The 25,077-nt window shown below is 73.1% G+C and carries 21 protein-coding genes, 1 pseudogene and 1 riboswitch; of the genes and pseudogenes, 8 read left to right on the top strand and 14 right to left on the bottom strand.

All coding sequences use genetic code 11. From position 1 onward, the window contains the following. Window positions 1-4: 4 nt before the first annotated feature. The gene (locus ACF07N_RS10820; RefSeq protein ID WP_392110732.1) at window positions 5-1,090 is read right to left on the bottom strand and encodes a GNAT family N-acetyltransferase; all 1,086 of its coding nucleotides are present in this window, start codon (window positions 1,088-1,090) and stop codon (window positions 5-7) included. Window positions 1,091-1,260: 170 nt separating this feature from the next. On the opposite strand from ACF07N_RS10820, the gene ACF07N_RS10815 reads away from it, so the two are divergent. Then, the gene (locus ACF07N_RS10815; RefSeq protein ID WP_383334286.1) at window positions 1,261-2,109 is read left to right on the top strand and encodes an HAD family hydrolase; all 849 of its coding nucleotides are present in this window, start codon (window positions 1,261-1,263) and stop codon (window positions 2,107-2,109) included. Here the strand turns inward: ACF07N_RS10815 and ACF07N_RS10810 are convergent. Continuing rightward, window positions 2,073-2,828 (bottom strand): transglycosylase SLT domain-containing protein, encoded by a 756-nt coding sequence (locus ACF07N_RS10810; RefSeq protein ID WP_392110729.1) that lies wholly within the window; start codon window positions 2,826-2,828, stop codon window positions 2,073-2,075. The two genes, ACF07N_RS10815 and ACF07N_RS10810, sit on opposite strands and share 37 nt — an antisense overlap. 3 nt (window positions 2,829-2,831) lie before the next feature. Then, window positions 2,832-3,010: riboswitch (cyclic di-AMP (ydaO/yuaA leader) on the bottom strand. A 504-nt stretch (window positions 3,011-3,514) separates the two neighbouring features. On the opposite strand from ACF07N_RS10810, the gene ACF07N_RS10805 reads away from it, so the two are divergent. From ACF07N_RS10805 to ACF07N_RS10790, 4 genes are all read left to right on the top strand, one after another. Beyond that, a complete protein-coding gene (locus ACF07N_RS10805; protein ID WP_383334282.1) occupies window positions 3,515-4,525 on the top strand; it encodes a polyprenyl synthetase family protein in 1,011 nt (336 codons plus the stop codon). Between the two features lie 231 nt (window positions 4,526-4,756). After that, window positions 4,757-5,983: an outer membrane lipoprotein carrier protein LolA gene (locus ACF07N_RS10800; RefSeq protein WP_392110725.1), complete on the top strand. Its 1,227-nt coding sequence runs from the start codon at window positions 4,757-4,759 to the stop codon at window positions 5,981-5,983. A 68-nt stretch (window positions 5,984-6,051) separates the two neighbouring features. After that, entirely contained in the window at window positions 6,052-7,032 is a 981-nt protein-coding gene (locus ACF07N_RS10795; RefSeq protein ID WP_392110722.1) for an ABC transporter ATP-binding protein, read from the top strand. Further along, window positions 7,019-7,894 carry an ABC transporter permease gene (locus ACF07N_RS10790; protein ID WP_392110719.1) on the top strand — a complete coding sequence of 292 codons (876 nt, stop codon included), beginning with the start codon at window positions 7,019-7,021 and terminating at the stop codon, window positions 7,892-7,894. The genes ACF07N_RS10795 and ACF07N_RS10790 overlap by 14 nt, the downstream gene beginning before the upstream one ends. On the opposite strand, the gene ACF07N_RS10785 is transcribed toward ACF07N_RS10790, so the two are convergent. From ACF07N_RS10785 to ACF07N_RS10775, 3 genes are all read right to left on the bottom strand, one after another. After that, complete coding sequence (locus tag ACF07N_RS10785; RefSeq protein WP_383334274.1) at window positions 7,891-8,487, bottom strand: flavodoxin family protein; 597 nt, start codon at window positions 8,485-8,487, stop codon at window positions 7,891-7,893. The two genes, ACF07N_RS10790 and ACF07N_RS10785, sit on opposite strands and share 4 nt — an antisense overlap. Window positions 8,488-8,606: 119 nt before the next feature. Continuing rightward, on the bottom strand, window positions 8,607-9,896 hold the full coding sequence (locus ACF07N_RS10780; RefSeq protein ID WP_392110715.1) for an amidase family protein: 1,290 nt from the start codon (window positions 9,894-9,896) through the stop codon (window positions 8,607-8,609). A gap of 131 nt (window positions 9,897-10,027) precedes the next feature. Further along, on the bottom strand, window positions 10,028-10,531 hold the full coding sequence (locus tag ACF07N_RS10775) for a DUF6668 family protein (protein ID WP_392110712.1): 504 nt from the start codon (window positions 10,529-10,531) through the stop codon (window positions 10,028-10,030). A gap of 160 nt (window positions 10,532-10,691) precedes the next feature. On the opposite strand from ACF07N_RS10775, the gene ACF07N_RS10770 reads away from it, so the two are divergent. Next, window positions 10,692-12,311 (top strand): tetratricopeptide repeat protein, encoded by a 1,620-nt coding sequence (locus ACF07N_RS10770; RefSeq protein ID WP_392110709.1) that lies wholly within the window; start codon window positions 10,692-10,694, stop codon window positions 12,309-12,311. Window positions 12,312-12,324: 13 nt separating this feature from the next. Here the strand turns inward: ACF07N_RS10770 and ACF07N_RS10765 are convergent, their stop codons facing one another. Continuing rightward, complete coding sequence (locus ACF07N_RS10765) at window positions 12,325-13,275, bottom strand: M28 family metallopeptidase (protein WP_392110707.1); 951 nt, start codon at window positions 13,273-13,275, stop codon at window positions 12,325-12,327. Window positions 13,276-13,427: 152 nt separating this feature from the next. Next, window positions 13,428-13,901: a VOC family protein gene (locus ACF07N_RS10760; RefSeq protein WP_392110704.1), complete on the bottom strand. Its 474-nt coding sequence runs from the start codon at window positions 13,899-13,901 to the stop codon at window positions 13,428-13,430. Here ACF07N_RS10760 and ACF07N_RS10755 point away from each other — a divergent pair. Next, window positions 13,883-15,313, top strand: a pseudogene (locus tag ACF07N_RS10755) (MFS transporter); the annotation flags it as partial. The gene ACF07N_RS10760 and the pseudogene ACF07N_RS10755 overlap by 19 nt on opposite strands. Window positions 15,314-15,393: 80 nt before the next feature. Here ACF07N_RS10755 and rarD read toward each other — a convergent pair. Next, complete coding sequence (gene rarD / locus ACF07N_RS10750; RefSeq protein ID WP_392111130.1) at window positions 15,394-16,344, bottom strand: EamA family transporter RarD; 951 nt, start codon at window positions 16,342-16,344, stop codon at window positions 15,394-15,396. A 188-nt stretch (window positions 16,345-16,532) separates the two neighbouring features. Next, the gene (locus ACF07N_RS10745; protein ID WP_392110701.1) at window positions 16,533-17,387 is read right to left on the bottom strand and encodes an NAD(P)H-binding protein; all 855 of its coding nucleotides are present in this window, start codon (window positions 17,385-17,387) and stop codon (window positions 16,533-16,535) included. Between the two features lie 91 nt (window positions 17,388-17,478). Here ACF07N_RS10745 and ACF07N_RS10740 point away from each other — a divergent pair, with 91 nt between their 5' ends. Continuing rightward, window positions 17,479-17,859: a winged helix-turn-helix transcriptional regulator gene (locus ACF07N_RS10740; protein ID WP_392110698.1), complete on the top strand. Its 381-nt coding sequence runs from the start codon at window positions 17,479-17,481 to the stop codon at window positions 17,857-17,859. Window positions 17,860-17,890: 31 nt separating this feature from the next. On the opposite strand, the gene ACF07N_RS10735 is transcribed toward ACF07N_RS10740, so the two are convergent. The 5 genes from ACF07N_RS10735 to ACF07N_RS10715 all read right to left on the bottom strand — a co-directional run bounded on the left by ACF07N_RS10735 (window position 17,891) and on the right by ACF07N_RS10715 (window position 24,975). Next, complete coding sequence (locus ACF07N_RS10735) at window positions 17,891-18,970, bottom strand: 2-oxoacid:ferredoxin oxidoreductase subunit beta (protein WP_392110696.1); 1,080 nt, start codon at window positions 18,968-18,970, stop codon at window positions 17,891-17,893. Beyond that, the gene (locus tag ACF07N_RS10730) at window positions 18,963-20,891 is read right to left on the bottom strand and encodes a 2-oxoacid:acceptor oxidoreductase subunit alpha (RefSeq protein ID WP_392110693.1); all 1,929 of its coding nucleotides are present in this window, start codon (window positions 20,889-20,891) and stop codon (window positions 18,963-18,965) included. The genes ACF07N_RS10735 and ACF07N_RS10730 overlap by 8 nt, the downstream gene beginning before the upstream one ends. 157 nt (window positions 20,892-21,048) lie before the next feature. Continuing rightward, window positions 21,049-21,708, bottom strand: coding sequence for a LuxR C-terminal-related transcriptional regulator (locus ACF07N_RS10725; protein WP_383337864.1), 660 nt, complete (start codon window positions 21,706-21,708; stop codon window positions 21,049-21,051). Window positions 21,709-22,245: 537 nt separating this feature from the next. Then, entirely contained in the window at window positions 22,246-23,607 is a 1,362-nt protein-coding gene (locus ACF07N_RS10720; protein ID WP_383336868.1) for a sensor histidine kinase, read from the bottom strand. A gap of 141 nt (window positions 23,608-23,748) precedes the next feature. Next, complete coding sequence (locus tag ACF07N_RS10715; protein ID WP_392110690.1) at window positions 23,749-24,975, bottom strand: sensor histidine kinase; 1,227 nt, start codon at window positions 24,973-24,975, stop codon at window positions 23,749-23,751. Window positions 24,976-25,077: the final 102 nt, after the last annotated feature.

The raw sequence follows: 25,077 nt of genomic DNA, 5'->3' as shown, positions 1-25,077 counted from the left end.
GTCGTCAGGTACGGCGCAGCCGGGCCGCGCCCTTCAGGGTCCGCGCGGCCAGCGCGGCGAGCCGCGGCCGGCTGCGGACGAAGCTGTGCGCGCGGCGCGCCGGCTCGCGGCTCAGCCAGTGCAGCGCCGCGCCCGCCCCCGGCCGCGTCACCGCACCCTCGTACACGGGCAGTTCGCCCGTCTTCAGCGCGTCCTTGTACTCGGCCGCGCCCCGCCCCAGGTCGAGCGTGCCGATGCCCGCGGCGGCGGCCGCCTCGGCCATGCGCAGGTGCAGCACCAGACCGGGCGAGAACTTCGCGAACTCCGGGTCGTAGGCCGGGAACCAGCAGGCCAGCACCGACGCCGAGCGCAGTCCGAAGTGCGCGGCGACGGGCCGCTCACCGGCGTACAGCACGGACAGGGTGCCGGTGCACTCCGGTGCCCGGGTGCGGGCCAGGTGCCCCACGAGCCGGGTGATCCACTCCTGCGCGAACCGGTCGCGGCGGCCGGTCCTGCGGTACTGCGCCGACTTCCACTCCATGAGCGTGCGCAGCGCCGCCGGGTTGCGTTCGTCGAACACGAACCGCACCTCGCCGGCCTGCCGTCCCAGCCGGCGCTCCTTGGCCAGGGTGGTCTTCAGGAACTTCGGCGACTGGGCGCGCAGCACCGACTCGTAGGTCTCGTACCCCTTCTCCACGTCCACCACGAAGGTGGTGTGCTCCTCCGCCGCGTACCGGACGAACAGCCGCTGCCCGGACTCCAGGTTGTCGAAGGCGAAGGACGACAGCGCGCAGGCCCGCAGCAGCGCGCCCGTCTCCACGTCCAGGCCGGGGCGCAGGACCGCGCCCTGCGCGTCCGAGACACCGAGCCCGATGGCCCGGCCCTGGCCCAACGGGCCCCGCTCGTAGGGCAGGAAGCCGGCCGGCTCCGGGCCCTCGTAGACCACCGCGACCCGGGCCCGCGGCCTCACCAGACCGACGGCCTCGGTGAACTCCGGTTCCATGAAAGGGTTGCGCGGCGCCTCCGAGGCGGCGCGCAGCGCGCGCCAGCGCTCCCTCTCCTTCTCGCCGAGCTCCCCGGGCCCGGCCACACGTATGCGCCCACTGCTCAACCTGACCCCCCGATCAAGTCCCCCCTGGACACTTGGAAGGTACCGCCCGATGCGGCCCCTCGGGTAGGTAGCGGACCATGTTGTTGCCAACCGGTGCAGAGGCCTTCAACCGGGCAATCGGCGTGTGCGCGCGATGAAACGAACGGTCGCGTTGTCCGTATTCTCTGATCATGGCCGCACCCCTCGCATATTCACTCATCGCCACCGACCTGGACGGGACGCTGCTGCGCGGCGACGACACCCTGTCCGACCGGTCCCTCGCCGCGCTCGCGCGGGTGGCGGACGCCGGTGCCCAGCACCTCGTGGTGACGGGCCGCCCGGCACCGAGAGTGCGGCCGCTCCTGGACGACCTGCGCTGCACGGGGCTCGCGGTGTGCGGGCAGGGCGCGCAGGTGTACGACGCCGGCGCGCACCGGCTGCTGTGGTCCGTCACCCTGGACCGGGAGCTGGCGGAGACCGCCCTCGGCAAGATCGAGGCCGAGGTGGGGGAGGTGTACGCGGCGGTCGACCAGGACGGTGTCGACGGCCTGACGCTCATCGAGCCCGGCTATCTCATGCCGCACCCGACTCTGCCCGCGGTGCGGGTGGAGCGGCGCGAGGAGCTGTGGGGCGAGCCGATCAGCAAGGTGCTGCTGCGCCACCCCTACCTGTCGGACGACGAACTGGCGGCGACCGCGCGGTCCGTGGTCGGTTCGCTGGCGACGGTGACGATGTCGGGCCCCGGCACGGTCGAGCTGCAGCCGTGCGGGGTGACCAAGGCGACGGGGCTGGCGCTGGCCGCCGAGCACCTGGGACTGCGGCCGGCCGACACCATCGCCTTCGGTGACATGCCCAACGACATCCCGATGTTCGACTGGGCGGCGCGCGGCGTCGCGATGGCCAACGCCCATCCCGAACTCAAGGCCGTCGCCGACGAGATCACCCTGTCGAACGAGGACGACGGCATCGCCGTCGTCCTCGAGCGACTGCTGGGCGGGGCCGGTCAGTACGGGCCGTTGACGTTGTCGATCGAGCCGTAGCGGTCGGCCGCGTAGTTGCAGGCCGCCGTGATGTTGGCGACCGGGTCGTACGGGTCGTAGGGGGTGCCGGAGACGTGGTAGGCGGCGAAGGTCGGGTCGATGACCTGGAGCAGACCCTTCGACGGGGTGCCCTTGGCGGCGTTCGAGTCCCAGTTGTTGATCGCCTGCGGGTTGCCGGACGACTCGCGCATGATGTTGCGGTAGATGCCGTCGTACGACCCCGGGATGCCCTTCTGGGCCATGATGTCCAGCGCCTCGCGGATCCATCCGTCGAGGTTGTCCGCGTAGGTCGTGGCGGCGGCCGGGGTGGCCCGGGTGACACCGCCCGCGGGCTTCGCCGCGGACGGCGTCGCCTTCTTCCCGGCGGTGGCCTTGGCCGTGGCGACCTTCAGCTTCAGACCCGGGTGGATCACCTTGGGGTCGTCGCCGACGGCGGAGCGGTTGGCCTTGTAGAGCTGCTTCCAGCCGCCGGAGACGTCGTACTTCTCCGCGATGCCGTAGAGCGTGTCGCCCTTGGCCACGGTGTACGTGAGCGACTTGGCGGGCTGGACGGCCTGCGGAGCGCTCTGCGCGGCGGGCGCGCTCTGGGGGGCGGCGGCGCCGGCCTGCGTGGCGCCGAGGAGCGGCAGGGTCAGTGCCGCCCCACCGGTGCCGGCGGCGACGACACCACGGGTGATCGGGTTCCTTCTGGGGCGACGGTGCTTACCTCGTCCGGGCATGGCGATGTTCCTCTCCGGCGCCTGCGAGGTGAGCTGTCGGGTTCGGGCCGGGAGGTGCCCGGCCGCACACGGCGTGGTGCTGTCGTGCGCGGCTTCACCCCGAGCCGTTCCGCTGTGCGGTCCGGCGACTTACCTGGGTCCCCCGCTCCTGCCCTGCGTGAGTGAGTCGGTGTGTGTGGGGTGTCCGGGCGGCGGCAGGATTCGGCGGTCCGCTCGGACTGGGCCGGAACGTATGCGAGAGCACATGCCGGGAACAAGCACCGGAGTCACACCGGCCGCCGGATGACCTTGTTCCGGGGGTGGGGGACCGCTTGATCCTTTGCATGAGCCAAGGCTCAACTCGCTTACGCCGGACGGCGCTACCGCGCGGTGCCCGGCCGGGGCGGGAGGGAGGGGAAAGTGATTCAATTCACTGATCACGATCCGAGGTGCAATGTCCGCAAGAGGAATTTGCTTCGTCAATGCCGCAAATGCAGCATAGGTCGTGAATTCCTGGAAAGTCGGAACATGTCTGTTCTTATGAGCTGATCGAAAACATGGCGGTCGTGATCGGATACCGCCCGGCCTGTAAGCATGGGCGCTGGCGGTGATCGAAACGTGACCGGATACGCTGATCCGAGTGATGGCAGCGACCTATCGACAATCCGCGTAAGCACCGGCAGACACCAGCAGACAGGAGACCCCTCGTGACCGACGTCGGGCCGTTCGGGCTGAGCGTGCGGGACCAGGCTCTGGAAGCCGATGTCCAGGCCGGGCTGGCGGCAGTCGAGGAAGGCTTGCTCGAGGCCACCAAGAGCGAGGTGCCCTTCATCACGGAGGCCGCCCAGCACCTGGTGCGCGCCGGCGGCAAGCGGTTCAGGCCGCTGCTCGTGATGCTCGCCGCCCAGTTCGGAGACCGGCACGCACCCGGGATCGTGCCGTCGGCGGTCGTCGTGGAGCTGACCCACCTCGCCACGCTGTACCACGACGACGTGATGGACGAGGCCGCCGTACGCCGCGGGGTGGACAGCGCCAACACCCGCTGGGGCAACTCCGTCGCGGTCCTCACCGGCGACTTCCTCTTCGCCCGCGCCTCGCACATCCTGGCCGACCTCGGCCCGGAGGCGGTGCGGGTGCAGGCCGAGGCGTTCGAGCGGCTGGTCACCGGGCAGATCCTGGAGACGGCCGGACCGCAGGACGGCCGCGACCCCGTGGAGCACTACCTCGACGTGCTGGGCGGCAAGACCGGCTCGCTGGTCGCCGTCTCGTGCCGGTTCGGCGCGATGATGTCGGGCGCCGACGAGACGGTCGTGCACGTGCTGACCCAGTACGGCGAGCGGCTCGGCGTCGCCTTCCAGCTCGCCGACGACGTCCTCGACATCGCCTCCGACTCCCACGAGTCCGGCAAGACCCCCGGCACCGACCTGCGCGAGGGCATCCCGACCCTGCCGGTGCTGCGGCTGCGCGAGCGGGCGGCCCGGCTCGGCCTCGCCGAGGACCTCGCCCTGTGCGAGCTGCTGGACTCCGACCTCACCGACGACGGCCGGCACGCCGAGGCCCTGCGCCTGCTGCGTGCCCACCCGGCGCTCGAACAGGCCCGCCGGGACACCGTCCGCTACGCCGAGGACGCCCGCTCGGCGCTGGCGCCGCTGCCGGACTGCGCCGCGAAGACGGCGCTCGTGGAGCTGTGCGACGCCGTGGTGCACCGGGCCGGCTGACCGCCCGCCGTCCCCCGACCCCTACGGGTCGGGGGAGAAGCCGCCCCTCCGTGTCATACCGCAGCAGTACGCGGAGTTGAGTCCGGGGTCTGACGTATCTCCCTGGCCGATTTGGTCAGATGGAAACCACGGAAAACACCACTCCTCACCAGTTCGGGTGAGAATGGCGGCTCAGGGACGAGTGCGTGGACGACACGGACAGCCGCCGCCGACCACGGAGGTAGGGCACACATGGCACCGTACGCATCCGACGAGAGCACGACCGGCGGGGAGGTCGACGAGCAGCACACCCGGCGGCGCAAGGCCGCCCGGTACGTCGTCCCGGTCACGGTGGTGGGGGTGGCGGCCGCGACGATCGGCCTGGTCCCCGCACTCGCCGACTCCGGTGACCCCGACCTTCCGAAGATCACCGCCCAGCAGCTCATCGAGAAGATCGCCGAGTCGGACACCGAACAGCTCTCCGGCACGGTGAAGATCAGCACCGACCTCGGCCTGCCGAACCTCGGCGGCCTGGAGTCCGGCCTGATGTCCGGCGCCGCGGGCCGGGGCGAGGGCGGCTCCTCCGCCGACCCGACGGCCAGGCTCACCGAACTGGCCACCGGCACCCACACCCTGCGCGTCGCCGCCGACGGCCCCGACCGGCAGAAGCTGTCGCTGCTGGAGAACGCCGCCGAGTACAGCATCGTCCACAACGGCAAGGACGTGTGGGCCTACGACAGCAAGTCCAACGAGGTCTACCACGGCACCGCCTCCGAGAGCCCGGAGCACGGCAAGGACCGGCGGCCGCCGGCCACGCCGAAGGGTTTCGCCGAGGAGGCGCTGAAGGCCGTCGACGACACGACCTCCGTGACCGTGGACGGCACCGCCCAGGTCGCCGGCCGGGACGCCTACAAGCTGCTCGTGAAGCCGAAGCAGTCCGGCTCGACGGTCGGCGCGATCACCGTCGCCGTGGACGCGGAGACGGGCACGCCGCTGAAGTTCACGCTGACCCCGGCGAGCGGCGGCGCCGCCGTCGTCGACGTCGGCTTCACCCAGGTCAGCTTCGCCCAGCCGGCCGCCTCGACCTTCGACTTCACGCCGCCCGAGGGCGCGAAGGTCACCGAGGAGAAGGACGCCGGCCAGGACGCGGGCAAGGGCTTCGGCAAGGGCGACGCCCGCGAGCACGCCCCCGGCGGGAAGGACCTCGGCGCCGGGCACGAGGGCATGAGGACCATCGGCGAGGGCTGGAACGCCATAGCCACCTTCGACACCGGCGGCGAGGGCGTGCCCTCGGACGAGGCGGCCGGCCAGTTCGGCGGCTTCCTCGACTCGCTCGGGGACAAGGTCACCGGCGAGTTCGGCTCGGGCACGGTCTTCTCGACCCGCCTCGTCAACGCCCTCGTCACCGACGACGGCACCGTCTACGTGGGCGCCGTCACCAAGGACGCGCTCGTGAAGGCGGCCGACGCCGGGAAGTGAGTCCCGTACCCGCACCGGGCGCCGGCCCGGTGCGGGACCCGCGGGACGTCGGGAGAACGAGGGAACCGATGGGTGAACCGTCCGGCACGGAGCCGGAGCAGCGGGCCGGGCAGGCCGGGGAACCGGTCATCGCCACCCGTGCGCTCACCAAGCGCTACCGCGGCGGACAGCTCGCCGTCGACCGGCTGGACCTGACCGTCCCGGCGGGCAGCGTCTTCGGCTTCCTCGGCCCCAACGGGTCCGGCAAGACCACCACCATCCGCATGCTGATGGGCCTCATCGAGCCCACCTCCGGCACGGCACGGGTCCTCGGGCAGCCCATGCCCAAGGCCACCCGGGCCGTGCTCCCGCACGTCGGAGCCCTCATCGAGGGCCCGGCCCTCTACGGCTTCCTCTGCGGCCGCGACAACCTCCTGCGCTACGACGCGGCCGACCCGGCCGCCGATCCGCGCACCCGGCGGGCCCGGGTCGCCGCCGCCCTGGACCGGGTGGGCCTGACGGCCGCGGCGGGCAAGAAGGCCAAGGCGTACTCGCTCGGCATGAAGCAGCGGCTGGGCCTGGCCGCCGCACTGCTCCGGCCGCGCAGGCTGCTGGTCCTCGACGAGCCGACCAACGGACTGGACCCGCAGGGCATGCGCGAGATCCGCACCCTGATACGCGAACTCGCCTCCGACGGCACGACCGTGTTCCTCTCCTCCCACCTGCTCGACGAGATCGAGCAGGTCTGCACGCACGCGGCCGTGATGGCCCAGGGCCGGCTGCTCACCCAGGGGCCGGTCGCCGAACTGGCGGCAGGGGCGCGCGGCCGGCTGGTGGTGAGCACGCCGGACGCGGCGGAGGCGGCCCGGGTGCTGAAGGAGCAGGGCGTGGGCGATCTCGCCGTCACCGGCGACCGGGTGACCGGCGATCCGCCGGACCGCGACCTGGCCGAGGTGAACGCCGCGCTGGTCGAGGCGGGGGTGCGGGTCCGCGGCTTCACGGTCGAACGGGCCTCGCTGGAGGACGCGTTCGTGGCGCTGACCGGGGAGGGCTTCGATGTCGCGCACTGACGTGGCGCCGGCCGCACGGCCGGTGAGCGCGCTGTGGGCCTTCGGGCTGCTGCGCGACGAGCTGACCACCACCTTCCGCCGCTGGCGCACCCTCGCGCTGCTGGCCGTGCTGGCGGGCGTACCGGTCCTGGTCGGTATCGCCGTGCAGATCGAGACGAGTGACGGCTCCGCACCCGGCGGAGGCGGGGGAGGGCCCGCCTTCATCTCCCAGATCACCAACAACGGCCTGTTCCTGGTCTTCACCGCCCTGGCCGCCACCCTGCCGTTCTTCCTGCCGATGGCGGTGGGTGTCGTCGCGGGCGACGCGATCGCCGGGGAGGCCGGCGCCGGCACGCTGCGCTATCTGCTGGTCGCCCCGGCCGGCCGCACACGCCTGCTGCTCACCAAGTACGCGACGGTCGCCCTGTTCTGCCTGGCGGCCACGCTCGTGGTCGCCGTCTCGGCACTGGCGGCCGGCGCGCTGCTCTTCCCGCTCGGGGAGCTGACGACCATCTCCGGAACGCGGATCAGCTTCGCCGAAGGGCTGGGCAGAGCCCTGCTGATCGCCCTGGCCGTCGCCGCGTCACTGCTCGGCGTGGCGGCGCTCGGCCTGTTCGTGTCGACGCTGACCAACAGCGGCATCGCCGCGATGGCGACGACGGTGGGCCTGCTGATCACGGTCCAGATCCTCGACCAGATCCCGCAACTGCACGCCCTCCAGCCGTACTTCTTCTCGCACTACTGGCTGTCCTTCGCCGACCTGATGCGCGAGCCGGTCTACTGGGACGAGCTGGCGAAGAACCTCGGGCTCCAGGCCCTGTACGCGGCCGTGTTCGGCACGGCGGCCTGGGCACGCTTCACGACCAAGGACATCACGGCCTAGGCGGGTTGGACCTCGGCGTCGTACAGGAAGCGGGCGAGCGGTGCCTCCTGCGCGAAGAACGTCTTGGCCCGGGCCAGCGCCCCGGTGTCGTTCAGCACGTCACCGGGCTTGCTGCCGTTGCCGAGCAGCACCCCGCCGAAGCGCATCCCCATGTAGGCGGCGGAGTTGCTGAGCGTCCCGATCAGCGGGTCGGCGACGACCTCCTCCTCGTGCGCCAGGGCGGTGACGCCCCAAAGGGTGCGTCCGGCCAAGGTCGCCTTGAAGTCGATCCCGGGCGTGCGCAGCCAGCCGGACCAGTGGTCCAGGTAGCGCTTGGTCTGCGCGGAGACCGAGTACCAGTACAGCGGCGAGGCGATCACGATGTCGGTCGCGGCGAGGGTGGCGTCCAGCAGCAGGGCCGCGCTGCCCTCGGTCGGGCGGACGTGGTCGCTGTCGTGCCGCAGGTCCTCGAACTCGGGGAGCGGGTGCTCGGTCAGGTCGATCCACTGCTGTTCGACACCCGGCGGCAACTGCTCGGCGGCCCGGCGGGCCAGCAACTCGGTGTTGCCGTCGGCGCGGGCACTGCCCAGGACGAAAAGGAAGCGGCGGGTCATGGCTGTTCCCCTTGAATAATCGGCGTGCGTCAATTACGCGCGTATGCATCATATGCATGCGCAACTAAATCTGCCAAGGGGTGCGGATCCCGCCCGGGCGGGGGAGCTCCGCGCTCTCCTCAGATGGCCCCGTGCGCCTCCGCCCACCGCGCCACGGCGAGCAGCAGCGCCTCCTGCCCGTGCGGTGCCACGAGCTGGAGCCCGGCCGGGCAGCCGTCGCGCCCGAAACCCGCCGGGATGCTCAGCGCCGGATGCCCGCTGAGGTTGAACGCCCAGGTGAGAGAGGTGGAGTAGCGGTCACCCGGGCCCTCGTGACCGTGCGGTGCGGTGGGAGCCGTCGGCGTCAGCAGCAGCGGGACATCGGCGAACAGGGCGGCCAGCCGCCGGTCGTTGCCGGCCCGCACCCGGCGCGCCGCGTCGAGGCCGGATGCCGACGCGCTGCCGTCCGCACCGGCACCGGGCGCTGTTTTGGCGCCGGGTGCGCGCAGGGCGAGCCACGCGGGCCCGGGATCCGCGAGCCGCACCGGCGTCCGCGGTCGCACGAGCCGTACGGCACCCGCCGCCACGAGCCGCTCCACCGCGGCCCGGGCCAGCGCCACCGGCTCCGGGTCGGGCGCGTCGAAACCCAGGTCGGGCGACCAGACGGCGGGGAGGGGGAGGGGCGGACGGGTGGCAGCCGGTTCACCCGACACCACCCGCCACCACGCCGCCGCGTCCGACGCCGTACGGGCGAGCACGCCCGGCGCGGCCAGACCCGTGCGGTCGGCGCGGGAAAGACGTCCGTTGGTGGTCTTCAGGCCGAGGACCCCGCACCAGGCCGCCGGGATCCGCACCGACCCGGCCCCGTCGCTGCCCGTCGCCAGCGGCACCAGCCCGGCCGCGACCGCGACCGCCGCCCCGGCCGACGAACCGCCCGGCGTCCGGTCCGCCCGCCACGGGTTGACCGTCCGGCCCCGGGCCCCGAGCCCCCAGGTCTGCCACGGGGTCCCCGGCCCCGGCACCGAGGTCGCCCCCACGGCGACGGCACCGGCGGCGAGCAGCGGCCCCGCCGCCCGCAGCCCGGACCGCCCCTTCACCGCGATCGGCACACCGGCCAGCGGCAGGACGCCGCCTCCGCCGAAGCCGCCGGATCCGCTTCCACCGAAGCCGTCGGCCTCGTGCCTGCCGGAGCCGTCGGTCCAGCCCCCGCCCAACCCGGCGCCCCCGCCCGCGCCGAAGTCGGCGGCTACGCCCCTGCCGAAGTCGCCGGCTACGCCCCTGCCGGAGCCGGCGGTCCAGCTCCCGCCGGAGCCGGCGGCCCTGCTCTCGCCGGAGCCGGCGGCCCTGCTCTCGCCGGAGCCGGCGGCCCCGCCCGTTTCCAGCAGCGCGTCCACCTCCGCCGCCCGGCGCAGTGCGTCCTCGTGCCACACCTCGACGAACGCGCACAGGTGCGGATCGGCCCGGTCGATGCGTTCCAGCGCCGCCGTGACGACGTCGACCGCCCGCAGGTCCCGGGCCCGGACGCCCGCCGCGATGTCCCCGGCCGACAGCCGGGCGGCCGTCAGCGCGCCGCTCCCGTCAGGCGGGCCAGCGCCTCCGTCTCGCGCGGCGGACGGCCCAGCTCACCGAGCCGCCACGCCGGCATCCACGGCACGCGGTACACGTCGATGACCGACTCCAGAACCTTCACCCGCTGGGCGAGCGGACGCGGCAGCCGGCCCGGGGCGTCCGCCACCAGGACCACGCCGTCGAGGTCGAGCTGCGGCGGAGCCTGGCCGCGCCGGAAGGCCTCCACCACGCCGGCGACGGTGTCGAGACCGGCCGCGTGCGTGCGGGCGACCAGCAGCACCGACGGCGGGGCACCGGCCCCGGGCCAGGAGCGGCCGCTGTCGTGACCGCCGTAGACCGCGGCGAGTGTGGAGACGCCCGCCCCACCGTGCGTACCCACCCAGGAGAAACGCCGTGCCCCGGCACGGTCGTGCGTGGGCTCCGGACCGCCCGGGCCCGTGCCGGTCACCGGAGGCCGGAGCCAGATCTCCGGTCCCTGTCGCATGCCTGTGTGCATGCCCTTCTCCTCCCTCGCGGAGCAGGTCCCCATGCCCTGCGGAACCCACCGTTCCGGGGGTGCGGGCCCTTGGGACGAGCCTGTGACACCCCGGTGACGTGAGAAACGGGGGCGAGCGGACACACTCGACACTAGGTGTACGACGCCCAGTGAGGGGACGATGTCGCGACTCAGCCGCGAGAAGAAGCGGGAACAGAAGCAGGCCGCGCGCGCGGCCACCCCGGCGGCGCCGATCGACGTCCACGTCCCCGGGGCCGGCACGGAGACGGGAACGGGAGCGAACGGGGCGTCCGAGGGCGCGTCGGTCGGCGGTGTCCCGGTCTTCGCGGCCCCCGGCGAGGAGATCCAGCAGGCCGTCCTCGGCCGCCTCCACCACATCGCCCTGGCCACGGGCCACTCCGTCCTCGCCACGGTCCACGACGAGCGGATCGGCTACGTCGTCCCGCTGCGGGTCGACCCGGACGGCTCCAGCCACTTCACGGCGGAGCCGATGCGCACGCCCCCGGCGGCCCCGGAGAGCCGGACCCCGTCCGGGCCGGCCCCCACGCCTCCGTCCGGGCCGGTGCACTCGCCTCCCGCCGGACCGGTGCGCGCGGCCTCGTCCGAGCCCTCACCCGTGCCGCCGGGGGAGCCGGCACCCATGCCTCCGGCCGGGCCGGTGCACGCGAGCGCTCCGGTGGAGCCGGGGCGTCCCGCTGCTGCCGGGCCGGCGTCCCCGGCTGCGTCCGGGCCTGCGCACGCGAGCACGGCCGAGCCCGTGTCGCCGCCCCCGCACCGGGCCGGGCCGGAGCGGTCCGGCAGCGACCGGGCCACCCATGTCCTGCGCCCCGCGGCGGAGACGGGCCACGGTACGACCCCGACGTTCCCGCTGCGCGCGGTGCCCGAGCCGCAGACCGGGGACGAACCCGTACCGACCTTCGAACTGCGCGCGGTGCAGGAGCCCGCACCGCGGGACACGCCGCCGCCCGCCGCCACGCCGCCCGGCACCGTCGCACCGCCCACCGGCGCGTTCGGCCCGCCGCCGGCCATGGACGCGCGGCCGCTTCCCGGGCCCGGAGCCGACCACCCGTCCGTGGACGTACGGCCGGGGCCCGAGCCCGGGGCCGGTCACCCGCCCATGGACGCGCGGCCGCTGCCCCTGCCCGGGGCCGGTCACCCGCACCCCGCCCGAGGGGCCGGAAGCGGGTCCCGGACCGGGCCGGTTCCGGAAGCCGCTCTGCTCGCCGCCGACCCCGATCCCAAGCCCACCCCCGCCCGCGGCTTCGACGCCGTCGCGGAGGCCGTGCTCGGGGACGAACCTCCCGGCGCCCCGGGCGACCCCGCCACCCCCGCGCTCCTCGCGGAGCCGGTCGCGCGGATCAACGAGGCCGTGAAGGAGGGCCGGATCGAGGCGGCGGCCGAACTGGCGGACCGGACCGTCGAGCAGGCGTCGGGGACGCTCGGGCCGGAGCACCCGGAGGTGCTCCGGCTGCGCGAACTGACCGCGTACATCGCCTACTTGGCCGGCGATCCGCTCCGCGCCTTCCACCTGTCGCTCGACCTGGCCGGTGCCCGGCGCCGCGCCGGTGACGCCGAGGGCGCGTACGGCAACGTGCGGAGCGCGGCCACCGCCTGGCGTGCCGTGCGCGATCCGGCCCTGGGCCTCGAGCTGGGGAGCGGTCTGGTCGGCCTGTGGACCGAGCTCGCGTCCGAGGGCGGCCCGGCCGCCGAGGAGATCGAGGAACTGGAGTCGGCCCGGGCCCGCATGGGCCGCCTCACCGCACGCGCCCGCAAGCAGTAGGCGTGCCCGGAGGCTACTGCGACAGCTCCCACACCGCGTACGCGACGGCGTCGCTGTTGCGGTCGAGGGCGGTGTCGTTGATGTTGGCGGTGGTGTCGCAGGAGGAGTGGTAGCAGCGGTCGAAGGCCTGCCCGGCCGTACCGCCCCACTTGGCCGCCTGCGCCGCCGTCTTCGTCCGGCCGGCCCCGGTGAACAGCCCGCCCACCTTGACCCCCGCGCTCTTGAAGGGCGCGTGGTCGGAGCGGCCGTCGCCCTCGGTCTCGATCTCCGTGGGGACGCCGATGCCGGCGAAGTAGTCCTTGAAGGTCTTCTCGATCGCCGGGTCGTCGTCGTAGACGAAGTAGCCCGGGTTCGGGGAGCCGATCATGTCGAAGTTCAGGTAGGCGCTGATCCGTGAACGGTCGCCCGTGGCCAGCCGGTTGACGTAGTAGCGGGAGCCGACCAGGCCGAGCTCCTCGGCACCCCACCAGGCGAACCGCAGGTGCTTGGTGGGCTTGTACTGCGCCCGGGACACGGCGAGGGCGGTCTCCAGCACGGCGGACGAGCCGGATCCGTTGTCGTTGATCCCGGGTCCGGAGGAGACGCTGTCGAGGTGCGAGCCGGCCATCACGACCTGGTTCGGGTCGCCGCCGGGCCAGTCGGCGATCAGGTTGTAGCCGGTACGCCCGGAGGCGGTGAACTGCTGGACGGTGGTGGTGTACCCGGCGGCGTCCAGCCGGGCCTTGATCCAGTCGAGCGAGGCCTTGTAACCGGCGCGGCCGTGGGCGCGGTTGCCGCCGTTGGCGGTGGCTATGGACTGCAGCTGGGACAGGTGGGCCTTGACGCCCGCCAGGGGTATGTCCGGCGCGGCGGTCGCTCCGGTGGGTGCGGAGGACGCGGCGTCGGCCACGGCACCGCCGGCCAGCAGCATGGCGGTCGCCATGCCGGCCGCCGTGACGGCGCGCGCGGAAACGGAGAGCTTCATGTGGGGGCTCCGGCTTCCCTCGGGGCGGCCCGTGGGGTGGCCACGGGCAGCCCACGGTGAATGGGGTGCCTGGATGGTGAAGCTGTGACTGACTGCCCGTCAAGGCATGGAATCGGCCAGGGCGTTGCCGCACCGGCCGCCCGCCTCCGGCGTCACTGCACGCAGAACTCGTTGCCCTCCGGGTCCGCCATCACGAGCCACTCGCCGCCCTGTTCCTTCACCCGCCGCAGCACGCTCGCCCCGAGCCGCTCCAGCCGGGCGGCCTCCTCCTCGCGGCGGCCCGCGCCCGGGTGCAGGTCGAGATGGAGCCGGTTCTTGCCCGTCTTGGGCTCCGGCACCCGCTGGAACAGCAACCGCCGCCCCAGCCCGGTCCCGCTCTCCTCCTCGAACGGGTCGTCGGGGTGCCGCACGGCGACCAGGTCCCGGAAGGCGCGGCGGCCGTGGAACTCGACCGTGGCCTCCTCGGGCAGGGCGCCGAGACCGAGCAGCCGGTCGATGAGGGCGCTGTTGTCCTCCACCTCGTACCGCAGCGCCGCGGCCCAGAAGTCGGCCTGGGCGTGCGGGTCTGCGGCGTCGACGACGACCTTCCAGTGCACGGGAGCGGGTGATGCCGGAGTCTCGTTCATGTGACCACTTTTACTGGCTGGGTGCCTGCGCGCGCAGGGAAAAACGCCGGGCGCCGGCACACCGGGCCCGACGCCGGCCCCGTCCGCGAGCCCGACGCCGGCCCCGTCCGCGAGCCCGACGCCGGCCGCGTCCGCGAGCGCGGCGCCCGGACCCGCCGTCGGCCCTCGGCCGGCGCCTCCCGTCCGGCCCACCGCAGCCCGGCCGCCTCCTCCGCCCCCGCTTGCGTGACCGGCCCGCCGCGGAGGAGTGTGGCTGCATGGGCACGCGGGCCTGGGCGCTGCTGCTCGTCCTGTGCGGGACGATCTTCCTGGAGGGCGCCGACGTCGCGATGATGGCGGTGGCGATCCCGGCCATCCGCTCCGACCTGGGCCTCGCCACCGGCACGGCGGCCTGGGTGCTGAGCGCCTACGTGCTCGGCTACGCCGGCTTCACCCTCCTCGGCGGACGGGCCGCCGACCTGCTCGGCCGGCGGCGGATGGTCCTGCTCTGGCTGACCGTCTTCCTCGCCTTCTCCGGACTCGGCGGCCTCGCGACGGACGGCTGGATGCTGATCGTCGCCCGGTTCGTCACCGGCGTCGCCGCCGCGTTCATGACCCCGGCCGCGCTCTCCCTGATCACCACCTCCTACGCGGAGGGGCCGGAGCGCGACAAGGCCCTGCTGGTCTTCGCCGGGACCGGCGCGGCCGGATTCTCCCTGGGCCTGGTGATCGGCGGCCTGCTCACCGAGCTGGGCTGGCGCTGGGTGTTCTTCGCGCCCGTGCTGCTGACCGGCGCCCTGCTCGCCGTGGCGGTCCGGCTGGTGCCCCGGCGGGACGGACCGCCCGCGCGGGGGCGCACCTTCGACCTGCCCGGCGCGATCACCGCCGCCGGCGCCATGCTGCTGGCCGCCTGGACCGTCGTACGCCTGGAACACGGCCTGCGCGGCTGGCCGCTCACCCTGGCCTCCGGGATCGCGGCGCTGCTCGTGGGCGGAGCCTTCGTCGCGCTGGAGCGGCGCTGCCCGGACCCGCTGGTCCGCCTCGGTCTCCTGCGCCACGGCCCGGTCATCCGCGCCGACCTGGGGGCGTTGCTCTTCCTCGGCGCCTTCTTCGGTTTCCAGTTCGTCGTCACGCTCTACCTTCAGGAACTGCGCGGCTGGTCGTCCCTCCGGACCGCCGTGGCCCTGATCGTCATGGGCGTCGACGCGGTGCTCGCGCCCACGCTCACCCCGAGACTGGTCGCCCGCTTCGGCAACGCCCGGGTGATCCTCGGCGGATTCCTCCTGGCGGTGGCCGGCTACGCCCTGTTCCTGCCGGTCGGCATGGACTGGTCCTACGCGATGATGTTCCCGACGCTGCTGCTGTCCGGTCTCGCGTTCGCCCTGGCCTACGGGCCGCTGACGATCGCCGCGACGGACGGGGTCGACGCGTCGGAGCAGGGCCTGGCCGGCGGGCTGCTGACCACGGCGACGCAGTTCGGCTCCGCGATCGGCGTCTCGGCGGTCACCGCGGTCTACGGCCTCGCGTCCACCGGGTCCGGCCCCGGGGCCACGCTGTCGGCCTTCCGCGCCGCGCTGACCGTGCCGGTCGTCCTGGTGGTGCTCGGCGCGCTGATCTCGGTGGTCAGCGCCCGGGAGGCCCGGCGGGCGGTGCGCAACGCGTCCCCGGTGAGCAGTGCCAGCGCCAGCCACACCAGCGCGAAGCCGGCCCAGCGCTCCGGCGGCATCTCCTCGTGGAAGTAGAAGACGCCGAGCAGGAACTGGAAGACGGGCGTCATGTACTGCAGCAGCCCGATGGTGGACAGGGGCACGCGGATGGCGGCCGCGCCGAAGCAGACCAGGGGGAGCGCGGTGACGATCCCGGCGGAGGCGAGCAGGAGCGCGTGTCCCGTGCCCTCGGCCGTGAAGGTGGCGTCGCCCCGGGCGCTCAGCCACACCAGGAAGCCGAGCGCGGGCAGGAACTGGACCGCGGTCTCGGCGGCCAGCGACTCCACACCGCCGAGGTTCACCTTCTTCTTCACCAGCCCGTACGTGGCGAAGGAGAAGGCGAGGCAGAGGGAGATCCACGGCAGCCGGCCGTAACCGATGGTCAGCACGACGACCGCCGCGCAGCCGGTGCCGACCGCCGCCCACTGCACCGGCCGCAGCCGCTCCTTCAGCAGCAGCACGCCCATCGCGATGGTGACCAGCGGGTTGATGAAGTACCCGAGCGAGGCCTCGACGACGTGCCCGGAGTTCACGGCCCAGATGTACAGGCCCCAGTTGACGGTGATGACCGTCGCGGCGACCGTGATCAGGCCCAGCTTCCGCGGCCGGCGCAGCAGCTCGCCCGCCCAGGCCCAGCGGCGCAGCACGAGCAGGGCGGCTCCGACGAAGACGAGCGACCAGACCATCCGGTGGGCGAGGATCTCCGTCGCCCCGGCCGGCTTCAGCAGGGGCCAGTAGAGGGGGACCAGGCCCCACATGCCGTAGGCCGCGAAGCCGTTCAGCAGTCCTATGTGCCGCTCACCCCTCGGCTTGCGCCTCACGGGCCCCTCCTTCGCACGTCCTGTCCGCGTGCTCGACGGTAACGCCGGGCGCCCCCGGCTGTCATGTCCGTATCGGCATACGGTCATGACAGTCCGGGGGCGGAGGGCCCGGGGTTCCGCGCGGCTCAGCCCTTGAGCGCGGCGGCGACGGCCTCGGAGAGCGGGGTGGTCGGGCGGCCGATCAGCCGGGACAGGTCGCCGGTGGAGACGACCAGCTCGCCCTTCTCGATGGAGGCGTCGACGCCCGCGAGCATCTGCGCGACCGGCTCCGGCAGGCCCGCGCCCGTCAGGATCGAGGTGAGGGCCTCGACGGAGACGGCCTGGTAGGCGATCTCCCTGCCGGTCTGCCGGCTCAGCTCGGCCGCGTACTCGGCGAAGCTCCATGGGGTGTCGCCGCCCAGTTCGTACGTCTTGTTCTCGTGACCCTCACCGGTCAGCACGGCGACGGCGGCGGCTGCGTAGTCGGCGCGGGAGGCGGAGGAGATCCTGCCCTCGCCGGCCGCGGCGACGACCGCGTCGTGCTCCAGCACCGGGGCGAGGTTCTCGGTGTAGTTCTCGTGGTACCAGCCGTTGCGCAGCAGCGCGTAGGGCACGCCGGAGTCCAGCAGGAGCTGCTCCGTGCCGCGGTGGTCGTCGGCGAGCGCGGCGGTCAGGGTGCCCGGGGCGCTGGTGTAGGCGAGCAGGGCGACACCGGCGGCCCCGGCGGCGTCGATGACGCCCTTGTGCTGCTGCACGCGGCCCTTGTCGAACTCGTTGCCGGAGATCAGCAGGACCTTGTCACCGGCGGAGAACAGGCCGTCGAAGGAGGCAGGGGAGTTGTAGTCCGCGCGGGCGATCCGCACGCCGCGCGCGGCGAGGTCGGCGGCCTTGGCGGTGTCCCGCACGACGGCGGTGATCTGCTCGGCCGGGACCTTTTCCAGCAACTGCTCCACGACGTGGCGGCCGAGGTGTCCGGTGGCTCCGGTGACGACGATGCTCATGGTGACAACTCTCCTTGTGGGGTGCGATGTCACTAACCATAGGAGGAGCGCTAACTGCTGGAAAGTACCCACTTTGAAGTAAGGTACTGGCATGGCAGTAAGTGACTTCGAGGCGCTGTGCCCCTACCGGCTCGTCCTGGAGCACGTCACCAGCCGCTGGGGCGTGCTCGTCCTGATCGAGCTCCTGGACCGTCCGCGCCGCTTCAGCGAACTGCGCCGGGCGATCGGCGCGTACGGGGGCCGCGGAGTGAGCGAGAAGATGCTCACCCAGACCCTCCAGACCCTGGAGCGCGACGGACTGGTCCACCGCGACGCCAAGCCGGTCATTCCGCCCCGTGTCGACTACTCCCTCACCGGCCTGGGCCGCGAGGCCGCCGAGCAGGTCCGGACCCTCGCGCAGTGGACACAGCGGCGCATGGACGACGTGGAGCGGGCGCGCCGCACCTACGACGAGGCCCGGGCCGCCTCGTAGCGGTCCCGGGCCTCTCGTGTCCCTGGGGCGGTCAGCCGACGACGGTCCAGGTGTCGCCGCCGGCGAGGAGCGCGGCGAGGTCGCCCTTGCCGTGCTGCTCGATCGCCCGGTCCAGCTGGTCGGCCATCTGCGTGTCGTAGACGGGCCGGTCGACCGAGCGGAAGACGCCGATCGGGGTGTGGTGCAGGGTGTCCGGGTCGGCGAGGCGGGACAGCGCGAACGCCGTGGTCGGCGAAGGGGAGTGCGCGTCGTGGACCAGGATCCGCCCCTCGTTCTCCGGCGTCACGGCGACCACCTTCAGGTCCCCGGTCAGCTCGTCCCGCACGACACCCTTGGCCTGGTCGGCGCCGAAGCGGATCGGCTTGCCGTGCTCCAGGCGGATCACGGCCTCCTCGGCCTGCTGCTTGTCCTTCAGGGCGTCGAAGGCGCCGTCGTTGAAGATGTTGCAGTTCTGGTAGATCTCGATCAGCGCCGTGCCCTGGTGGGCGGAGGCCTGGCGCAGCACCTCCGTCAGGTGCTTGCGGTCGGAGTCCACCGTCCGCGCCACGAACGACGCCTCCGCGCCGATCGCCAGCGACACCGGGTTGAACGGCGCGTCCAGCGAGCCCATCGGCGTCGACTTGGTGATCTTCCCGACCTCGGAGGTGGGCGAGTACTGGCCCTTGGTCAGACCGTAGATCCGGTTGTTGAACAGCAGGATCTTGAGGTTGACGTTGCGGCGCAGCGCGTGGATCAGATGGTTGCCACCGATGGACAGCGCGTCGCCGTCCCCGGTGACGACCCACACCGACAGGTCCCGGCGGGAACTCGCCAGGCCGGTGGCGATGGCCGGGGCGCGGCCGTGGATGGAGTGCATCCCGTAGGTGTTCATGTAGTACGGGAAGCGCGACGAGCAGCCGATGCCCGAGACGAAGACGATGTTCTCCTTCGCCAGCCCCAGCTCGGGCATGAAGCCCTGCACCGCGGCGAGGATGGCGTAGTCGCCGCAACCCGGGCACCAGCGCACTTCCTGATCGGACTTGAAGTCCTTCATCGACTGCCGGCCCTCGGCCTTGGGGACCAGGGACAGCGCTTCGACGGTGCCGGTGCCTTGCGTGGACGTCTCAGCCATCGATGGCCTCCTTCAGAGCCGCGGCGAGCTGCTCCGCCTTGAACGGCATGCCGTTGACCTGGTTGTACGAGTGCGCGTCGACCAGGTACTTCGCCCGGATGAGCGTGGCGAGCTGCCCGAGGTTCATCTCGGGGATCACCACCTTGTCGTAACGCTCCAGCACGGAGCCCAGATTCCGCGGGAAGGGGTTGAGGTGGCGCAGGTGCGCCTGCGCGATCGACTCCCCGGCCCTGCGCAGCCGCCGCACCGCCGCCGTGATCGGCCCGTAGGTCGAACCCCAGCCGAGCACCAGGGTCCGGGCGCCGTCCGGGTCGTCCACCGCCAGGTCCGGGACGTCGATGCCGTCGACCTTCGCCTGCCGGGTGCGCACCATGAAGTCGTGGTTGGCCGGGGCGTAGGAGATGTTGCCCGAGCCGTCCTCCTTCTCGATGCCGCCGATCCGGTGCTCCAGACCCGGCGTGCCCGGGATCGCCCAGGGGCGGGCCAGCGTCTGCGGGTCCCGCTTGTACGGCCAGAACACCTCGGTGCCGTCGTCCAGCGTGTGGTTCGGGCCCTGTGCGAACTGCACCCTGAGGTCCGGCAGCTCCTCCAGGTCCGGGATCCGCCACGGCTCGGAGCCGTTGGCCAGATAGCCGTCCGACAGCAGGAACACCGGCGTCCGGTACGTCAGCGCGATCCGGGCCGCCTCCAGCGCGGCGTCGAAGCAGTCCGCCGGCGTCCGCGGCGCCACCACCGGCACCGGGGCCTCGCCGTTGCGCCCGAACATCGCCTGCAGCAGGTCCGCCTGCTCGGTCTTGGTGGGCAGTCCCGTCGACGGGCCACCGCGCTGGATGTCCACGATCAGCAGCGGCAGCTCCAGCGACACCGCCAGGCCGATCGTCTCCGACTTCAGCGCCACACCCGGGCCGCTCGTCGTCGTCACGGCCAGCGAACCGCCGAAGGCCGCGCCCAGCGCCGCCCCGATCCCGGCGATCTCGTCCTCGGCCTGGAAGGTCCGCACGCCGAAGTTCTTGTGCTTGCTCAGCTCGTGCAGGATGTCCGACGCCGGGGTGATCGGGTACGACCCCAGGTACAGCGGCAGATCCGCCTGCCGGGAGGCGGCGATCAGACCGTAGGACAGGGCGAGGTTGCCGGAGATGTTGCGGTAGACACCCGGCGGGAACGCCGTGGCCGCGGGGGCGACCTCGTAGGAGACCGCGAAGTCCTCCGTCGTCTCGCCGAAGTTCCACCCCGCCCGGAACGCGGCGATGTTGGCCGCCGCGATGTCGGGCTTCTTGGCGAACTTCGACCGCAGGAACTTCTCCGTGCCCTCCGTGGGCCGGTGGTACATCCAGCTCAGCAGGCCCAGGGCGAACATGTTCTTGCTGCGCTCGGCCTCCTTGCGGGTGAGGTCGAACTCCTTCAGCGCCTCCACGGTCAGCGTGGTCAGCGGCACCGGGTGCACGTGGTAGCCGTCCAGCGACCCGTCCTCCAGCGGGGACGCCTCGTAGCCGACCTTCTGCATCGCCCGCCTGGTGAACTCGTCCGTGTTGACGATCACCTCCGCGCCGCGCGGCAGGTCCCCGATGTTCGCCTTCAGCGCCGCCGGGTTCATCGCCACCAGCACGTTGGGAGCGTCCCCGGGCGTCAGGATGTCGTGGTCGGCGAAGTGCAGCTGGAAGGACGACACACCCGGCAGCGTTCCGGCGGGCGCCCTGATCTCGGCCGGGAAGTTCGGCAGGGTCGACAGGTCGTTGCCGAACGACGCGGTCTCCGAGGTGAAACGGTCCCCGGTGAGCTGCATACCGTCGCCCGAGTCCCCCGCGAACCTGATGATCACCCGGTCCAGGCGCCGGACGTCCTTCGCGCCCGCCGCTTTGCGCTGCTCTCCTACGACTGCTCCGTCGGCCTGCTCCGCTGGGCTACTGACCTGGCTGGTCACTGAACTGGACCTCCCTAGAGGCGGCTGTCCGGGACAGACCTTCCCGCAGGCCCTCCCAGATCAACCCTACGACCGCAAGGATCGCCTTCCCTGGGTCATTCGCATGTTGGACACGACTTTGCGACCTTCGAGACGCCTGACCCGCATGTCGCGAGTTTCACGAATTGAGGTAAGTCAAAACGGCCAGCACCCGGCGGTGGTCGCCCTCGCTCGGGGACAGCCCCAGCTTGAGGAAGATGTTGCTCACGTGCTTCTCGACCGCCCCGTCGCTGACCACCAGCTGCCGGGCGATCGCCGAGTTGGTCCGCCCCTCGGCCATCAGGCCCAGCACCTCCCGCTCGCGCGGGGTGAGCCCCGCCAGCACGTCCTGCTTGCGGCTGCGGCCGAGCAGCTGGGCGACCACCTCGGGGTCCAGGGCCGTCCCGCCCTCGGCCACCCGGACCACCGCGTCCACGAACTCGCGGACCTCCGCCACCCTGTCCTTCAGCAGATAGCCCACGCCCCGGCTGGACCCGGCCAGCAGTTCCGTCGCGTAGCGCTCCTCCACGTACTGCGACAGCACCAGCACGCCCAGCCCCGGGTGCGCCTTGCGCAGCTGCACCGCCGCCCGGACCCCTTCGTCGGTGTGCGTCGGCGGCATCCGCACGTCGGCCACGACGACGTCCGGGAGCTCGCTCTGCGCGTCCAGCTCCGTGATGGTCTTGATCAGCGCCTCGCCGTCGCCGACCCCGGCGACGACGTCGTGTCCCCGGTCGGTCAGCAGCCGGGTCAGGCCCTCCCTGAGCAGCACGGAATCCTCGGCGATGACCACCCGCACCCTGTCCTCCACGATTGTTCGGCCCCCCACAGCCCGGTGCCGCCCGTCCGCGGCCCACAACGGCCCCGCGCCCACCCGTGCGACGGGTCCAGCATTTCAGCATCGGCGGACCCGTGGGGCCCGGACCGGCTTCTCGGCTCACCGACCGGGCCGGCGGACGGCTCACGGGCCGGGCGAAGGCGGGTTCGGGGGGGGGGGGGGGGGGGGGGTGTGTTTTTTTGGTGGGTGGGGGGGCCCCCCCCCCCCCGGGGCCCCCCCCCCCCCGGGCGGCGCCCCCCGGGGGGGGGGGGGGGGGGGGGGGGGGGGGCGTCCGGCAGGTCGGCCGGGCGTGACGGCTCCCGGGAGTCCGGCAGGTCGGCCGAGCGGGACGGCTTCGACGGGTCCGCAGGTCGGCCGAGCGGGACGGCTTCGACGGGTCCGGCGGTCGGCCGGGTGTGACGGTTCCGTCGCCGGGTGGGCAGAGGGACGTGACCGGCCGGAGGGCGAGCGCCTCCCCGGCCGGTCACGGCGTGCCCGGGGGCCGGGCCCCCGGGCGGGTCACCTCACGTGCTCCCCGCGCCACGGCAGCTCGGCCGTCACCCGGGTCGGCCCGCCCGCCGGCGAGTCGATCACCAGGATCCCGTCCACCGCGTCCAGCCGCTCCGCGAGACCGGCCAGCCCGGACCCCTGGGAGATCTCGGCTCCGCCCTCGCCGTTGTCCACGACCTGCAGCATCAGCCGGTTCTCCGTCCGCCAGACCTCGACGCCCGCCCAGGTCGCCCGGGAGTGCTTGCTGATGTTCTGCAGCAGCTCCGACACCGTGAAGTACGCGATGCCCTCGATCGCCGGCGCCGGCCGCTCCGCCAGGTCGACCTCCACCTGCACCGGCACCGTGCACCGCGAGGCCACCGAGGACAAGGCCGCGTCCAGGCCGCGGTCGGTCAGCACCGCCGGGTGGATGCCCCGGGCGAGGTCGCGCAGCTCCTGCAGCGCCGTCTTCACCTCGCCGTGCGCCTCGTCCACCATCCGCCGGGCCGCCTCCGGGTCCTCCTGCAGCTTCTCCTTCGCCAGCCCCAGGTCCATGGCCAGCGCCACCAGCCGGGCCTGCGCCCCGTCGTGCAGGTCCCGCTCGATGCGCCGCAGGTCCGCCGCGGCCGTGTCGACCACGACCCCCCGGTCCGACTCCAGCTCCACCACCCGCGAGGCCAGCCGCGAGGGCCCGAGCAGCCCGTGCACCAGCAGCCGGTCCACCATCGTCAGCGCCCGCACGATCCACGGCGTGGCGATCGTGAAGAGCAGCCCCACCAGCGCCGTGACCGTGATCTCGAAGGGGTTGTCCAGGTAGACCCGGTGCGTCTCGTCCCCGTACAGCTGCATCCCGTCCTGCCCGGCGTACACCGGCAGCACCCAGAACCACAGCGGGTACGTCAGCAGCCCCCAGCCCAGCGCCCAGACGTTCACCGAGACGACGAACGAGACCATCGCCCAGGGCAGGTGCAGCACCGAGTACAGCAGCGCCCGCCACGAGGAGCCGCTCTTCAGGACGGCGCCCGTCCACGCCAGGACGCCGCGGCCCTTGGTCCGAAGCGGCTCCGGCTCGGCCACGTCCAGGTCCAGCAACGCCCTGGCCCGCGCCCGCTCCAGCGCCCCGATGCCGCGGCACCCGGCCAGCGCCGCCGCCAGGACGGGGACGCCGAGGAACGTCACCAGCAGGCCCACGCCCAGCGACACCATCGTCACGGCGTACGTGAACACCAGGATGCCGACCGGCAGGCTCAGCAGCACGTAGCCGAGCTCGCGCCAGGTGCGGCCCTCGACGGGCGCGCGCAGCGCGGCGGGCAGCCGGTGCCGCCGTTCGATGCTCCCGGTGAACCCGGACCCGCTGTCGAGCCCGTACCCCTGTCCGTACTCCGTGGCCATCGGCGTCGTCCTTCTCCTCGTCCTGCTGCTGTGCTCCCGTACCTCCACCCTGCTCCGTCGCAGGTCGGCGGACCATGGAGTCCGTCGGCGTCTTGGGCGGGGGGTTTTCCCCACCTCCGCCGCCCGGGCGCGGGCCCGGTTCTAGCGCCGGGAGTCCGGGGCGGGGGAGGCGTCCGTGCGGTCGCGCCACGGGAGTTCCGCCGTGACCGTCGTCGGGCCGCCCTCGGGCGACTCCACGACGAACAGGCCGTCCACGGCGTCCAGCCGGTCGGCCAGGCCCTTCATCCCCGTGCCGCCGTCGAGGCGCGCGCCCCCGTGGCCGTCGTCCCCCACCTGGATCAGCAGCCGGTCGTCCGCGCGCCACACCTCCACCGACGCCGACCTGGCCCCGCTGTGCTTGCTCACGTTCTGCAGCAGCTCCGAGACGGTGAAGTAGGCGATGCCCTCGATCGCCGCGGCCGGGCGGGCGGGCAGGTCGACCGTCACCTTGACCGGGACCGTGCACCGCGAGGCCACCGACGACAGGGCCGCGTCAAGGCCGCGGTCGGTCAGCACCGCCGGGTGAATCCCCCGGGCCAGGTCCCGCAGCTCCTGCAGGGCCAGCTTCACCTCGCCGTGCGCCTCCTCGACCATCGCCGCCGCCGCGTCCGGGTCCTCCAGCACCTTCTCCTTCGCCAGGCCGAGACCCATCGCCAGATGGACCAGCCGGGCCTGCGCCCCGTCGTGCAGGTCCCGCTCGATGCGCCGCAGGTCCGCCGCGGCCGTGTCCACCACCACGCCCCGGTCCGACTCCAGTTCGGCGATGCGCCGCTCCAGCTCGTCCGAGGGCGACAGCAGCCCCCGCACCATCGCCCGGTCGACGTTGGTCAGGCCCCGCGCGACGAACGGCAGCACCGGCCACAGCACGAACAGGGAGGTCAACGTGAACGCGAAGGTGAAGACCCCCCACGGCAGCCGCACGAACTCGTACAGCACCGTGCGCCAGCCCACCGGGTCCTTCAGCTGCATCCACAGCCGCTGGAAGAAGCCGCCCTCACCGCGCAGCCGCAGCCGGCTCGGCTCGTCGATCCGCACCCCGAGCAGCGCCCGGGCCCGCGCCCGCTCCAGCCTGCCCAGCTGCCGCGCCCCCATGAGCCCGGCCGCCAGCAGCGGGAACCCGATCACCGTGACGGTCAGCCCGAGGCCGGTGAACAGCACCGTCACCACATAGGTGAAGCCGACCAGCGCGACCGGGAGGTTCGCCAGGAGGTGCGCGATCTCCTTCCAGGTGTGCCGGTCGTAGGCGAGGCGGGGCGGCGGCGGATGGTCGTCCGGCCGGGCCGCGGTGGTGGTCCCGGCCGCGCCGGGGGACGGGAAGCGTTCGGTCATACGGGTAAGCGTGCCCGGCGGTGGACACCCGCGCCATGAGGTGGACCGCCAGGAACGACTGAGGAAAACCCCACCCCTGCACACCGGGGCGTGACGGGCTGC

The sequence above is a fragment of the Streptomyces sp. NPDC015242 genome (assembly GCF_043079125.1).
Taxonomy (GTDB): domain Bacteria; phylum Actinomycetota; class Actinomycetes; order Streptomycetales; family Streptomycetaceae; genus Streptomyces.
Note: the sequence above shows the minus strand (reverse complement) of the source record. Positions and strands in the feature narration are given on the sequence as shown.

Excerpts from the sequence above, each read along its gene's own strand:
- ACF07N_RS10815 (WP_383334286.1), top strand. The coding sequence starts at position 1,261 with ATGGCCGCACCCCTCGCATATTCACTCATCGCCACCGACCTGGACGGG.
- ACF07N_RS10715 (WP_392110690.1), bottom strand. The coding sequence starts at position 24,975 with ATGACCGAACGCTTCCCGTCCCCCGGCGCGGCCGGGACCACCACCGCG.
- ACF07N_RS10795 (WP_392110722.1), top strand. The coding sequence starts at position 6,052 with ATGGGTGAACCGTCCGGCACGGAGCCGGAGCAGCGGGCCGGGCAGGCC.
- ACF07N_RS10770 (WP_392110709.1), top strand. The coding sequence starts at position 10,692 with ATGTCGCGACTCAGCCGCGAGAAGAAGCGGGAACAGAAGCAGGCCGCG.
- rarD (WP_392111130.1), bottom strand. The coding sequence starts at position 16,344 with ATGTGGGGCCTGGTCCCCCTCTACTGGCCCCTGCTGAAGCCGGCCGGG.
- ACF07N_RS10800 (WP_392110725.1), top strand. The coding sequence starts at position 4,757 with ATGGCACCGTACGCATCCGACGAGAGCACGACCGGCGGGGAGGTCGAC.
- ACF07N_RS10720 (WP_383336868.1), bottom strand. The coding sequence starts at position 23,607 with ATGGCCACGGAGTACGGACAGGGGTACGGGCTCGACAGCGGGTCCGGG.
- ACF07N_RS10735 (WP_392110696.1), bottom strand. The coding sequence starts at position 18,970 with ATGGCTGAGACGTCCACGCAAGGCACCGGCACCGTCGAAGCGCTGTCC.
- ACF07N_RS10745 (WP_392110701.1), bottom strand. The coding sequence starts at position 17,387 with ATGAGCATCGTCGTCACCGGAGCCACCGGACACCTCGGCCGCCACGTC.
- ACF07N_RS10790 (WP_392110719.1), top strand. The coding sequence starts at position 7,019 with ATGTCGCGCACTGACGTGGCGCCGGCCGCACGGCCGGTGAGCGCGCTG.
- ACF07N_RS10775 (WP_392110712.1), bottom strand. The coding sequence starts at position 10,531 with ATGCACACAGGCATGCGACAGGGACCGGAGATCTGGCTCCGGCCTCCG.
- ACF07N_RS10740 (WP_392110698.1), top strand. The coding sequence starts at position 17,479 with ATGGCAGTAAGTGACTTCGAGGCGCTGTGCCCCTACCGGCTCGTCCTG.
- ACF07N_RS10765 (WP_392110707.1), bottom strand. The coding sequence starts at position 13,275 with ATGAAGCTCTCCGTTTCCGCGCGCGCCGTCACGGCGGCCGGCATGGCG.
- ACF07N_RS10810 (WP_392110729.1), bottom strand. The coding sequence starts at position 2,828 with ATGCCCGGACGAGGTAAGCACCGTCGCCCCAGAAGGAACCCGATCACC.
- ACF07N_RS10760 (WP_392110704.1), bottom strand. The coding sequence starts at position 13,901 with ATGAACGAGACTCCGGCATCACCCGCTCCCGTGCACTGGAAGGTCGTC.
- ACF07N_RS10785 (WP_383334274.1), bottom strand. The coding sequence starts at position 8,487 with ATGACCCGCCGCTTCCTTTTCGTCCTGGGCAGTGCCCGCGCCGACGGC.